Origin of the sequence: Curtobacterium sp. MCPF17_002 (genome assembly GCF_003234115.2) — a bacterium.
In the GTDB taxonomy this organism is placed as follows: domain Bacteria; phylum Actinomycetota; class Actinomycetes; order Actinomycetales; family Microbacteriaceae; genus Curtobacterium.
Window position 1 is genome coordinate 701,530 of the sequence record NZ_CP126251.1, and the last position, 13,137, is coordinate 714,666.

The following is a 13,137-nucleotide window of genomic DNA, read 5'->3' on the forward strand; positions in this document are numbered from 1 at the left end:
CTGCCTGGAGGCACGGGGCGCGACCGCCTGTCGGCCGGCGGCCGTCAGATGGACTTGCGCAGTGCCTCCAGGCCGTCGCGCAGACGCGTCACCGTGTCGGAGGTGAGCGTCCCGCGCGTCGCGCGGCGACGGAGGTCCGCACGGACCTGCTGCCGGAACGACGACAGGATCATCTCGACCTCGCGGAGTGCACGCGCACCCTCGGACGGCACGTCCACCGGTTCGTCGGCGGTCTGACTGCGCGGGGCCTGTGCGCTCGCGGCGAGGTCGGCGCGGAGGGACCGCATGGCCTCGCCCACCGAGGCGCGCACACCGTCGGCCAGGGTCTTCACCGAGTCGTTCACACCGTTCTCGACCGCGGCGATCTCGTCGGCGCGGGCGTCGAGCTCGGCACGGCCCGCGTCGGTGATGGCGTAGACGGTCTTGCGGCCGTCGGCGGACTTCGAGACGAGGCCCTCGTCCTCGAGCTTCGACAGCCGCGGGTACACGGTGCCGGCGCTCGGGACGTAGGTACCGCCGAAGCGGTCACCGAGCGCCTGGATGACCTCGTACCCGTGCATCGGGTGGTCGGCCAGCAGGACGAGCAGGTAGAGGCGCAGGTGACCGTGCGCGAAGACGGGGCTCATTCCGGGACCTCGCTGTCGGTCGTCGTGCTCGTGGACGGGGTGGTCGGGGCGGTACCCGACGGGGCGGTGCCCGACGGACCGGGCACCGGTGGCGCGTGCAGCACCGAGATGTCGCCGGACACCGAGTTCACGCGGAGATCGAGCCACTGGCCGGAGAGCTCCCCGCCCTGCTTCACGTACGAACCACGCACGCCCCGGATCTCCGAGTCGTCGAACTGCAGCTTGCCCGAGGCCGTGCTGACGGTGCAGCGGTAGGGCACGCCGTCCTCGAGCCGGACGCTCACCGAGCCGGACACCGTGTTCACGCGGGCCGAGTCGGGCGTGCCGTGCAGGTCGAGCACGACGTCGGCGGAGACGCCGTCGGCCGAGAACCGCGGGATCTCGCCCGTGGCCACGATGTCGCCGGACACGGTGTGCACCGTCAGCGCGCCGTCGAGCTCGCGGATCGTCGTGGTGCCCGACACGGCGTTGACCACGAGGTCCCCGGCGAGTTCGTCGACGACCAGGTCGCCGGACACGGTGTTGAGGGTCGCGCCGCGGTTCGTGCCGGACAGCAGCGCACCGGCGGAGACGACACCGACCGTGACGCCGGCGTCGCGGGGCACCAGGACGCTGACGTCGGCGTGGGCCTTGCCGCGGAACGAGCGGAGGAACCCGAGCGGGTCGTCCCACCGGATCTGCGGGTGGTCGATGGTGAGCGTGTCACCGTCGAGCTCGATCTTGAGCGGCTTGCCGGACACGCTGTGCACCTCGATGCGGGCGGTCGGCTCGTCGTGGGCGACGACGTCGACCTGGCCACCGGCGAGGCCCACGCGGAGCGTGCGGACGATGCCGGTGTCGATCACCTTCGGCTCTTCGACGAGCCACTTCTCCTGGGCCATGTTGCTTCCTCCAACTCGCGATGTATCGCGTCTGTGCGGGACACGTTATATCGCGAGTGGGCAGGGCGCAAGGGCGTCCGGCGGATGGTGAGGCGTGCCGTCGGACGGACCGTGAGCAGGAATGGTCGGGTGGGGTGCCGCGACCCGACCACTCCTGCTCACGAAGCGGGCGCGGCGGGGGTGGGGCGGGCCTCCAGGGCCTCCGGGGCCTGCGAAGCGAGGGCCGGCGGCGCGACCGCAGCGCCCGTCCGCTCCGGACTCCACGGGAACCGGCGGAACACCGGCATGAGCGGCTGCACCATCGGCCCGATCGCGAAGGCCGCGACCACCGTGCCGGCGCCGACGTCGCCGCCGAGGAACCAGCCGACGATCACGACCGTCACCTCGATGACGGTCCGCGCCGCCCACACCGGCCAGCCGAGTCGCTCGTGCAGGCCGACCATCAGGCCGTCCCGGGCGCCGGTGCCGAAGCCGGCGCCGATGTAGAACGCGGTGGCCACGGCGAGCAGCAGGAGTCCGGCGACGAACAGCAGGACCCGGCCGACCAGCTCGGACGGCGTCGGGACGAGCCAGAGCACCAGGTCGGCGGACGGCCCGATCGCCAGGGCGTTGAGGAGCGTTCCGATGCCGGGCTTCTGCCGGAGCGGGATCCAGAAGAGCAGGATCACGCCGCTCGACACCACGGTGATGACCCCGAACGACCACGGGACCACGTTCTCGAGCCCCTCGGTGAGCACGGTCCACGACGAGACCCCGACGACCGCGCGGACCTGCAGCGCAGTGGAGGCGCCGTAGAGGAAGAGGCCGACGAAGAGCTGCACGAAGCGGAGCGTGAGGGCGGTGGGGCGGGACATGGGTCGATCGTGTCCGGAATTGGACTGCGCGTCGAGGGCCAATTCCGCTACCGTGGATCCATGTCCCCGGTCCTCCTCAGCGCTCGCTCCGCTGCGCTCCTGCTCACCGACTGGCGCGCCGGCACCGACGCCCCGGCGTACGAGGCACTCTCGGACGCCGTCCGCGTGCTCGTCATCGACGGCCGCATCCCGCAGGGCGTCCGCCTGCCGGCCGAGCGCGGACTCGCCACGGCCCTCGGCGTCTCGCGCACCACCGTCGCGAACGCCTACGCGCGGCTGCGGGACGACGGGTTCCTGGTGTCCCTGCGCGGCTCCGGAAGCGTGGTCCGCCTGCCCGCCGGGCTCATCGGCCGACCGGACCCGGAGCGGCTCGGCGGTGTGGTCGAGGACGACGTGCTCGACCTCCGGAAGGCCGCACTCCACTCGGCACCCGGCGTCGCCGAGGCCGTTGAGCGGGCGATGCGCCACGTGCCCGCGGCGCTCGCCGGGATCGGGTACGACACCGTGGGCGACCCGGGACTGCGCGCGGCGATCGCTGCGCGGTACACCGACCGCGGACTGCCCACCGACCCCTCGCAGGTCGTCGTCACCATCGGGGCGCAGCACGCGATCGCCCTGCTCGCACGGGTGCTCGTCCGACGGGGCGACGCGGTGCTCGTCGAGTCGCCGACCTACCCGCACGCGCACGAGGCCTTCCGCGAGGCCGGCGGCCGCCTCGTCGGCGTCCCCGTCGACGCCCGCACTGGCTGGGACGCGTCGGCACTCGAGACCACGCTCCGCCGGACCGCTCCGGTCGTCGCCTACGTGATGCCCGAGCTGCACAACCCGACCGGGGCCACGATGTCGGCCTCGACGCGCGAGGTGCTCCTGTCGGTCGCCGCGTCGGTCGGGACGACCGTGATCGCCGACGAGACGATGGGGGAGCTGCGGATCGACGGGGTGCCGTCGGTGCCGTTGGCCGCCGGTCCCTCCGGGGCTCCGGTCGTCATGATCGGGTCCGCCGACAAGGTGTTCTGGGGCGGCCTCCGGATCGGGTGGATCCGCGCGGAACCGGAGCTGCTGCAGCGCCTGCTCCTCGCCCGCCCGACGGGCGACCTCGGGACACCCGTCCTCGACCAGCTGGTCGCGCGGGAGCTGGTCCCACGCACGGCGGCCGTCCTGGAGGCGCGGCGCGAGTACCTGAGACAGGGTCGCGACGAGGTCGTGGGCGCGTTGCGCGCGCGGCTCCCGGAGTGGGACGTCCCCTCGCCGGCCGGCGGGTTGACGACGTGGGTGGGACTCGGGCGGCCGGTGTCGAGCGCACTGGTGCTCGCCGCTCGGGCCGAGGGCGTGGTGCTCGCGTCCGGCGGGGTGTTCGGGCCCGACGGCGGGTACGAGCGGTTCCTGCGCGTGCCGTTCACGATGCCGCCGGCGGACCGCGTGCGGCTGGTCGACGTGCTCGAGCGGTCGTGGGCCCGGATCGGTGGGGAGAGCGCCGGGGTGCGGGGGTCGCTCGCGGCGGTGGTGTGATCCGGCGTCCCTCGGCGTCGCCCTGTGTCCTCCGGTGTCATCCTGCGGGGTGAGGGCCGGGTCCGGATGTCGCTCCGTGGGGTGATGTGCGGTGGCCGGTCGGTTCGGGATCCTGGGACCATGACCGCTTCGTCCGTTCCCGGCCCCGTCGCCGCTGCAGCCGCTGCCCCCGCGCACGCGGTCCCCGCAGCCGCCCGGGTGTCGATGGCGCTCACCGGCGCACTCCTCGTCGGGGTGCTCACCTCGTACGGGCAGGCGCTGCCCGGGCTGTCGGCCGTCGCGAACTCGGCCGGACCGTGGTTCGTCGTCGCCGCGGCGCTGTGCCTGCTCGCCGGTGTCCGTGCCGGCCGGGTCGCCCTGCCGGTGGCGATGGTGCTCGGGGTGGTCCTCCTCGAGCTCATGCACGTCGGCTACTGGGCGGCATCGAACCTCCGCGGGTACCCCGACTCCCTGTCGATCACGAACTTCTGGGTCCTGATGGGGATCCCCGCCGGGATGCTGGCCGGCGCCGTCGCGGTGTCGCTCCGCTCCCGGGACGTCCGGTGGCGCGGCACGGCCCTCGGCGCGACGGCCGCCGTGCTCATCGGCGAGGGGGTGCGGGCGCTCCTCCAGGTGGCCGACACCACCGGGCCGGTGACGTGGGTGGTCGAGATCGCGGTCGGCGTCGCCGTGCTGGTCGTGGCGGTCCTCACCGCACGCACGTCCGTCGGCCGGGTGCTGGCGCTCGGCACCGGGGTCCTCGGCACCGTCGGGGTGCTCGCCGTGTACCTGGCGCTCGGCGGCTGATCCCGGCCGCGCACGGCTCCGCCCTGCAAGGATCGGACCGTGCACTTCCTCTCGGTCTTCAGCCTCCGCAACCGGGCACTCATCGCGCTCGTCACGATCGTGGTCGCGGTGTTCGGTGGCATCGCGCTGACGAGCCTCAAGCAGGAGCTCATCCCGAGCGTCCAGTTCCCCCAGGTCGCGATCGTCAGCGCCTACCCCGGGGCGACGCCGGAGGTCGTGTCGAACGACGTCTCCACGAAGATCGAGCAGGGCATCCAGGCGGTGCCGGACCTCAAGTCGACCACGGCGACGTCGTCCACGGGGCAGAGCATCGTCTCCGCCGAGTTCGCCTACGGGTCGAACCTGGCGAGCGCCGAGGACAAGATCCAGACCGTCGTCAACGCCCTGTCGCTGCCGGACTCCGTGCAGACCCAGATCGTGACGGGGTCCTTCGACGACCTGCCGGTCATCCAGCTCGCGGTGTCGGCGAAGGGCGACCAGGAACAGCTCGTCGACCGGTTGAACGCCACGGCGATCCCCGACCTCGAGAAGCTCGACGGCGTCCGGGAAGCGGACGTCTACGGCAACCCCGGCCGACGCGTCGTGATCACCCCCGACCAGGACGCCCTCGCCACCCGCGGCCTCGCCCAGACGGCCATCTCGGACGCCCTCGACGACAACGGCACGCTCATCCCCGGCGGCACGATCACCCAGGACGGGAAGACGCTGTCGGTGCAGACCGGGGCACGGATCGCCTCGATCGACGACATCGAGGCGCTGCCGCTCACCGGTGGCACGAGCGCGACCACCATCGGCGACGTGGCGAAGGTCGCGATCGAGGAGTCCCCGCGCACCTCGATCAGCCGCGTCGACGGCGAGCAGGCGCTCACGATCGCGATCACGAAGACGCAGGAGGCCAACACCGTCGACGTCTCGACGACCGTGCGGGACGCCCTGCCCGGGATCGAGAAGAAGATCACCGACGACCCGGAGATCACCGTGGTGTTCGACCAGGCGCCGTACATCCAGCAGTCGATCGACTCCCTGGCCGAGGAGGGGCTGCTCGGCCTCGGGTTCGCCGTCGTCGTGATCCTGCTCTTCCTGCTGTCGGTCCGCTCCACGATCGTCACCGCGATCTCGATCCCGACGTCCGTGCTCCTCGCCGCGATCGGCATGCGGGCAGCGGACTACACGCTCAACATCATCACGCTCGCCGGCCTCACCATCGCGATCGGCCGCGTCGTCGACGACTCCATCGTGGTGATCGAGAACATCAAGCGGCACCTGCAGCCCGGGGTGGACCGACGGCAGGCGGTGCTTGACGGTGTCCGCGAGGTCGCCGGCGCCGTGACCGCGTCGACCGTCACCACCGTCGTCGTGTTCCTGCCGGTCGCCTTCGTCGCCGAGCTCGTCGGCGAGCTCTTCCGGCCGTTCGCCCTGACGGTCAGCATGGCCCTGGTCGCGTCGCTGCTCGTCGCCCTGACGATCGTGCCGGTGCTGGCGTACTGGTTCCTCCGAGCCCCGAAGGCGCACAAGCACGCGGGCGCGACCACGTCGGAGCCCGCAGCCGGCGCACCTGCCGGCACCGCGCCTCCAGGCTCCTCCGCCACCACCGGAACGCTCACCTCCGCGGCGGACCTGCACGACGCGGCTGCGCCGGACCGGCTCCGCCGGGGCTACCAGCCGGTGCTCCGGTGGGTGCTCCGGACACCGTGGACGGTCCTGGTCCTGGCGATCGTGGTCCTCGGCGGCACGGCGGCGGCACTGCCGTTCGTCAAGACGAACTACCTCGGCGACTCCGGGCAGAACACGTTCACCGTGACGCAGGACCTCGACCCCGGCTCGAGCCTCGACGTGCAGTCGGACGAGGCCCGCAAGGTCGAACGACAGCTCCGCGCGGTGGACGGCGTCGACACCGTGCAGACCACCATCGGCACGAGCGGCCAGTCGATCCAGGCGGCCTTCGGCGGAGGCGCCTCGGCCTCGATCCAGTACGCCGTGACGACCGATGCCGACGCCGACCAGGACCGGATCCAGTCGGACACCCGGAAGCGGCTCGACGCCCTCGACGACGCGGGCGAGGTCACGGTGGCCTCGGGCGGCGGCGGCTTCGGCGGCAGCAGCGACATCGAGGTGGACGTCACCGCGCCCACCCAGGCGCAGCTCCGGACGGCGGCCGACCAGGTGCTCCGCGAGATGCGGACGGTCGACCACACCACCGGAGCCTCGAGCAACCTGTCGTCGGCGGAACCGTACCTGGCCGTCCGCGTCGACCGCACGAAGGCCGCCGCGCGCGGGCTCACCGAGACCCAGGTCGGCGGGATCGTGGCCGCCGCCGTCTCCCCGCAGGACACCGGCACGGTCGAGATCGACGACGCCTCACTCGACGTCTACATCGCCGACGGGGACGCGCCCACCACCTCGGCCGCGCTCCGGGCACTCTCCATCCCGACGTCGACCGGTCCCGTGCCGCTGTCGGACGTCGCGACGATCGAGCAGGCCGAGGGGCCGACCTCGGTCACGACCTCCGACGCCGTGCGGACGGCGACCATCACGGTCACCCCGGACGCCACGAACCTCGGTGCCGCCGTGCAGTCCGTCACCACCGCGGTCGACGGGCTCGACCTGCCGCGGGGCGCCTCGGCGTCGATCGGCGGCGTCGCGTCGAGTCAGTCGTCGGCGTTCAGCCAGCTGCTGCTCGCCGCGCTCATCGCGATCCTCATCGTCTACGTGGTGATGGTGGCGACGTTCCGCAGCCTGCTGCAGCCGCTGCTCCTGCTCGTCTCGGTGCCGTTCGCGGCGACGGGGGCGATCCTGCTGCAGATCGCGTCCGGCATCCCGATCGGCGTGGCGTCGCTCATCGGTGTCCTCATGCTCGTCGGCATCGTCGTGACGAACGCCATCGTCCTCATCGACCTCGTCAACCAGTACCGCCGAAGAGGGCTCCGCGTGCGCGAGGCCCTGGTCGAGGGAGCCACCCGACGCCTCCGGCCGATCCTCATGACGGCGCTCGCGACGATCTTCGCGCTCGTGCCGATGGCGGTCGGGCTCACCGGGCAGGGCGGGTTCATCTCGCAGCCGCTCGCACTCGTGGTGATCGGCGGACTGGTGTCGTCGACGCTGCTGACCCTCGTGGTGCTGCCGGCGCTGTACTTCGTGGTGGAGCGGGCGCGGGAGCGGCGGGCCGACCGGCGTGCGGAGGAGGCGGCGGGGGACTAGCCGCTCAGCGGCGGCGGTGGGGGACTAGCTGCTCAGCGGCGGTACTCGGCGTCGACGGCCGCGATCGGGTTGACGGAGGCGGGAGCGGCCTGGGCGACGGCGGCGGACGCGGCCTGGGCGACGGCGCGGCCGGTCGGGGCAGGCGTGTCCTCGCGCTCGACCGCGCGGAACCACGACACGAGCACGCACGTGAGGGTCACCAGGAACACGATCCCGGCGACCTGCGACAGCACGGTGAGCTGACCCGTCACGACTCCGTACCCGCCGAAGGCCACGGCGGCGGTGAACGACAGCCCGAGCAGGAGCTCGGCGAACGTCTGCAGCGGGGAGTGCCGCTCCCACCGGGTGGTGGTGGCGCGTGCGGGGCTCGTCGTGGTGTCGGTCACCACGGAATTCTGCGGCGGTGCGGCCGTCGGCGGCAGTCCCGACTCCGGGTGGCACCCGCGCGGGGCACGCGCGCGCCAGCCCGCACGGCGCCCGGGCCGCCGGCCCGCCCGGCCCGCCGGCTGGCTGGCCGGGCGGGCGGGCGAGTCTCGGCCCCGCGGACACTTTCGTGCTCCACATGCCCGCAGACTGTCCGCCCAGCCGAGACTCGGCCCCGCGAGCGCGGCCGAGTCCGGCGGACGCGGCCCCGGCGGCCGCGGCCCCGGCGGACGCGGCGGCCGCCGCCGCGGCCAGGCCCCGGCGGCGCTCAGCCCAGCCGGCGCTGCAGGAAGTTCACCACGCGGCGGCTCATCGCCTGGTCCAGCTGCGCGATCGAGTGCGCCGTGCCCTGGACGGCGACGAACGTGACCGGCACGTCGTGCTTCCGCAGGGTCGCCGCGAACTCCTGCGACTCCCACATCGGGATGAACTCGTCCGTCGAGTGCCCGATGAAGAACGGGGCCGTGTCCTCCGTGACCTGGTACTCCGGCGAGGCCCGTGTCGCCGCGGGACAGTTCGTGTACGTCCGGCAGCCGAGGTACAGCAGCTGCCGCCGTTGGAACGCCGCGGAGACCCCGTCCGCCCGGGTGGAGCGGGTGGTGAGGTTCGTCGGCCCGCTCAGGTCGACGACCGCCCGGATGCGGTTGCCCTCGGCGTACGCGGTGGAGTCGTGGTCGGTGACGGCGAGCATCGCGGCGAGGTTCCCGCCCGCACTGCCGCCGAACACCCCGACGCGCTTGCTGTCGACGTCGTACGTGGACAGCGTCGTCGGGCGGAACACCCAGTCGAGCGCCCGCCGGACGTCGTCCAGCCCGGCCGGGAACGGGTCCGTCGGCGCGAGTCGGTAGTCCACGTTGAAGGTGACGAACCCCTGCGAGGCGAGGTACTTGCACACGGACCGGTAGGCCGCGGTGTCCTTGTCGCCGTGCGACCAGCTGCCGCCGTGGATCATGAGGACGGCGGGTCGGGTGCCGCTGGCCGCCGCGACGGCTTCGGCTCCGGCGACCACACCGTCCGCCGCATCCGGCGCCGGTGACGACGACGACGACGGGGTACCGGAAGCACCCGCACCGGCACCGGCAGCACCGGCACCGGCAGCACCGGCACCGGTACCGGTACCGGCAGCAGCCACGGCGTCCGCAGCGGCGACCGCTGCGCCGCCAGCAGCAGGAGCAGGTGACCCAGCAGCAGGAGCAGGTGACGCTGACGCGGCGGACCCCGCAGACGCCGTGGCGCTCGGCGTCGCCGACGTACCCGGCGCACTGTCCGCCGGCAGGCACACGTCGAGCCGCTGCAGCGCGTCCGAGCCGTACGGCACGTCGGCGACCACGTCGATGCCGTGGTACCGGAGCGAGAGCGGGTAGATGACGGGGCCGCCGGTGACCGTCTGGTTCTCGTCGCCCACCGGGTCCGACGAGCACGACGCGACCACGCCGAGCGCCACGACCGCGGCGACGAGCGCGAGCAGCGTGCGACGGCCTGACCTCATCAGGACAACGGTAACCCGGCCCCCGCACCCCGGCGTCCACCGAACGGACGAACCGCCCACCCGGACCGTCCGCCGCCCGACCGAGCCGCCCACCCGGACCGTCCCGCCCGCCCGACCGAACCGCCCGCCCGCCCGGACGCAGCGCACCCGCGGTGCCAGGATGAGAGACGACCCCGCTGGAGGACCCGTGAGCCGTCGCAAGGCCTGGAACGCCGATCCCGAACCCCTGCTCCGCGTCGAGGAGGGCTTCCGCCTCGACAGCGTCGACCCGGACGGCACGCCGGGCTTCCCCGGTCGGAAGATCGACGGGCTCGAGGCGCTCGCCGCCGGGGCCTCCCGTCTGTCCGCCCTCCAGGAGCGGCTCTGGGCGGCGTCGACCGCTGGTGACGACCGCCGCGTGCTCCTCGTGCTGCAGGCGATGGACACCGCGGGCAAGGGCGGCATCGTGTCGCACGTCGTCGGAGCGGTGGACCCGAACGGCGTGCACTACGCCGGCTTCAAGGCGCCGACCGCCGAGGAACGTGAGCACGACTTCCTCTGGCGCGTCGAACGGCAGCTGCCGGGCGCCGGGCAGCTCGGTGTCTTCGACCGGTCGCACTACGAGGACGTCCTCATCCAGAAGGTGCGCTCGTTCGCCCCGCCGGAGGAGATCGAGCGGCGGTACGACGCGGTCGTGGCCTTCGAGGACGGTCTCGCCGAGTCCGGGACGAGCATCGTGAAGGTGATGCTGCACATCTCGAAGGACGAGCAGCGCGAGCGGCTCGGCGAGCGCCTGGACCGTCCGGACAAGCACTGGAAGTTCAACCCCGGCGACATCGACGAGCGTCTGCTGTGGGACGACTACCAGCAGGCGTACCAGACGGTCTTCGACCGGACATCGACCGTGCGGTCGCCCTGGTACGTCATCCCGGCGAACCGCAAGTGGTACGCCCGACTGGCGGTGCAGCAGCTGCTCCTCCGCACCCTCGAGGACATGCAGCTCTCGTGGCCCGCGGCGGACTTCGACGTGGCCGAGCAGCGTCAGCGGCTCGCCGAGTCCTGACCCGACGACCGGGCCTGGAGGAACGGATCACCCCCGCCGGGCGCCCTGCGCCCGCCTCGGGGCTGGCCACCGTGCCCGTGATCACGTAGACTCACTCGGTCGGCCTTCGACGCCGTGACATTGTGATCACGGGCTTTTCGTTTGGGTGTGTGTTGCTCGAGGGCTGGAATCACGTCGATCCGCGACGGGATGAACCCCCTCCGCAAGCAGCCCCCGCCGATGTCGCTGTCGGGCGCTGCGGTACGTCTGCACCCCGAGAAAGTAGCCATGGCCCCGTACGACAAGGGCGCGGACAACCGCGCCTCCGACCGAGTCCGTCACCCGAACGGCACCCCCGCCGCTCGCAGCAGCAAGCACCGCGGGTTCCGCGCCGCCGAACCGTCGCAGCCGCGGCAGAAGCAGCGCTGGGACGCCGAGGAGCGTCGCGGCCGTTCGTCGCAGGGCGAGCGCCCCGCGCGTCCGAACTGGGAGCCGCGTGACGCTGGTCAGCGCCGCCCCGACCGTGACGACCGCGCCCCCCGCCGCTTCGACCGTGACGACCGAGCCCCGCGCCGCTTCGACCGTGACGACCGTGCACCGCATCGTGACAGCGACGACCGTCCGCGTCGCACCCCCGACCGTGACGACCGTGCTCCGCGTCGGTTCGACCGTGACGACCGTGCACCCCGTCGGTTCGACCGTGACGACCGTGCTCCGCGTCGGTTCGACCGTGACGACCGTGCACCCCGTCGTGACAGCGACGACCGTCCGCGTCGCACCCCCGACCGTGACGACCGTGCTCCGCGTCGTTTCGACCGTGACGACCGTGCTCCGCGTCGGTTCGACCGCGACGACCGCGCGCCCCGTCGTGACGACCGTGCCCCGCGCCGGTTCGATCGCGACGACCGTGCCCCGCGTCGTGACGCCGACGACCGTCCGCGTCGCACCCCCGACCGCGACGACCGTGCCCCGCGCCGGTTCGACCGCGACGACCGCGCGCCCCGTCGCTTCGACCGCGACGACCGTGCCCCGCGCACGTTCGACCGCGACGACCGTGCCCCCCGCCGTCCCGCCCGTGACGACGCCGAGCGCAAGCCGTTCGTCCCCGCGGACGACGTCAAGCTCGAGAAGCTCCAGGCCGAGGCCACCGTCGCGGCCGACGTCGAGGGCGTGACCTTCGGCGACCTGGGCATCGGCGGCAACATCTCCCGCGCCCTGCAGGAGCTCGGTGCCTCGAGCCCGTTCCCGATCCAGGCGGCGACGATCCCCGACGTGCTCGCCGGCAAGGACGTCCTCGGCCGTGGCCGCACGGGCTCCGGCAAGACCATCGCGTTCGGTGCTCCGCTCGTCGAGAAGCTCATGGAGAACGGCGGCGGCACGAAGCGCAAGATGGGCCGCGCCCCGCGTGCGCTCATCCTCGCCCCGACGCGCGAGCTCGCCCTGCAGATCGACCGCACGGTGCAGCCGATCGCCCGCTCGGTCGGGCTCTTCACGACGCAGATCTACGGCGGTGTCCCGTACGGCCGCCAGGTCGGTGCCCTCGAGCGCGGCGTCGACATCATCGTCGGCACGCCGGGTCGTGTGCAGGACCTCATGAACAAGGGGACGCTCGACCTCAGCGAGGTCGTCATCTCCGTGCTCGACGAGGCCGACCACATGTGCGACCTCGGGTTCCTCGAGCCGGTGCAGGAGATCCTCTCCGCCACGGCCCAGGTCACGCCCGAGGGCAACCGCGCGCAGAAGCTCCTGTTCAGCGCGACGCTCGACGCCCAGGTCGCGGCGCTCGTCGAGGAGTTCCTGCACGAGCCGTCCGTCCACGAGGTCGCCGGCGAGGACCAGGCGTCCTCGACGATCGACCACCGCGTGCTCGTGGTCGAGCAGCGCCAGAAGGACCAGCTCCTCGAGGAGCTCGTCGCCGGCGCGGGCAAGACCATCGTGTTCGCCCGCACCCGCGCGTACGCCGAGCGGCTCGCCGACCAGTTCGAGGACGCCGGCATCCGGGCGACCTCGCTCCACGGCGACCTGAACCAGTCACGCCGCACGCGGAACCTGCAGCTGCTCACGAGCGGCCGCGTCAACGTGCTCGTCGCGACCGACGTCGCCGCCCGCGGCATCCACGTGGACGACGTGTCGCTCGTCGTGCAGGCCGACGCCCCGGACGACTACAAGGCGTACATGCACCGTTCCGGCCGGACCGGTCGTGCCGGCAAGGAGGGCACGGTCGTGACGATCGTCCCGCGCAGCCGTCGCCGCAAGATCGAGGGCATCCTCGAGCACGCGGAGATCGAGGCGGACCTCGTCGACGCCGCTCCCGGTGACGGGATCGTCGCGGAGCTCGCCGCGCGGTAGT

Annotated in this window: 10 protein-coding genes; 5 read left to right on the forward strand and 5 right to left on the reverse strand. The window is 72.8% G+C overall.

The genetic code is table 11. The features are described 5' to 3' along the window. Positions 1-44: 44 nt before the first annotated feature. The 3 genes from DEJ28_RS03400 to yczE all read right to left on the reverse strand — a co-directional run bounded on the left by DEJ28_RS03400 (position 45) and on the right by yczE (position 2,361). The gene (locus tag DEJ28_RS03400; protein WP_111115804.1) at positions 45-626 is read right to left on the reverse strand and encodes a PadR family transcriptional regulator; all 582 of its coding nucleotides are present in this window, start codon (positions 624-626) and stop codon (positions 45-47) included. After that, positions 623-1,507 (reverse strand): DUF4097 family beta strand repeat-containing protein, encoded by an 885-nt coding sequence (locus DEJ28_RS03405; RefSeq protein WP_111115803.1) that lies wholly within the window; start codon positions 1,505-1,507, stop codon positions 623-625. Before DEJ28_RS03405 ends, DEJ28_RS03400 begins: the two co-directional genes overlap by 4 nt. A 158-nt stretch (positions 1,508-1,665) precedes the next feature. Then, complete coding sequence (gene yczE, locus DEJ28_RS03410) at positions 1,666-2,361, reverse strand: membrane protein YczE (protein ID WP_258368079.1); 696 nt, start codon at positions 2,359-2,361, stop codon at positions 1,666-1,668. A gap of 60 nt (positions 2,362-2,421) precedes the next feature. Here yczE and yczR point away from each other — a divergent pair, with 60 nt between their 5' ends. The 3 genes from yczR (at position 2,422) to DEJ28_RS03425 (ending at position 7,854) form a co-directional block, all read left to right on the forward strand. After that, positions 2,422-3,870, forward strand: a complete 1,449-nt coding sequence (yczR, locus tag DEJ28_RS03415) for a MocR-like transcription factor YczR (RefSeq protein WP_111115802.1) — start codon at positions 2,422-2,424, stop codon at positions 3,868-3,870. Between the two features lie 120 nt (positions 3,871-3,990). After that, positions 3,991-4,656: a DUF6518 family protein gene (locus tag DEJ28_RS03420; protein WP_111115801.1), complete on the forward strand. Its 666-nt coding sequence runs from the start codon at positions 3,991-3,993 to the stop codon at positions 4,654-4,656. Between the two features lie 39 nt (positions 4,657-4,695). Beyond that, complete coding sequence (locus DEJ28_RS03425) at positions 4,696-7,854, forward strand: efflux RND transporter permease subunit (RefSeq protein WP_111115800.1); 3,159 nt, start codon at positions 4,696-4,698, stop codon at positions 7,852-7,854. A 32-nt stretch (positions 7,855-7,886) separates the two neighbouring features. Here DEJ28_RS03425 and DEJ28_RS03430 read toward each other — a convergent pair whose 3' ends face one another. Together DEJ28_RS03430 and DEJ28_RS03435 are read right to left on the reverse strand one after the other, a co-directional pair. Then, complete coding sequence (locus DEJ28_RS03430) at positions 7,887-8,240, reverse strand: hypothetical protein (RefSeq protein ID WP_111115799.1); 354 nt, start codon at positions 8,238-8,240, stop codon at positions 7,887-7,889. Positions 8,241-8,545: 305 nt separating this feature from the next. After that, on the reverse strand, positions 8,546-9,766 hold the full coding sequence (locus DEJ28_RS03435; protein WP_284180768.1) for an alpha/beta hydrolase: 1,221 nt from the start codon (positions 9,764-9,766) through the stop codon (positions 8,546-8,548). Positions 9,767-9,926: 160 nt separating this feature from the next. Between DEJ28_RS03435 and DEJ28_RS03440 the strand changes: the two genes are divergently transcribed. After that, positions 9,927-10,808, forward strand: a complete 882-nt coding sequence (locus tag DEJ28_RS03440) for a PPK2 family polyphosphate kinase (protein WP_111116692.1) — start codon at positions 9,927-9,929, stop codon at positions 10,806-10,808. A gap of 267 nt (positions 10,809-11,075) precedes the next feature. Then, positions 11,076-13,136 (forward strand): DEAD/DEAH box helicase, encoded by a 2,061-nt coding sequence (locus DEJ28_RS03445; RefSeq protein ID WP_111116693.1) that lies wholly within the window; start codon positions 11,076-11,078, stop codon positions 13,134-13,136. Position 13,137: the final 1 nt, after the last annotated feature.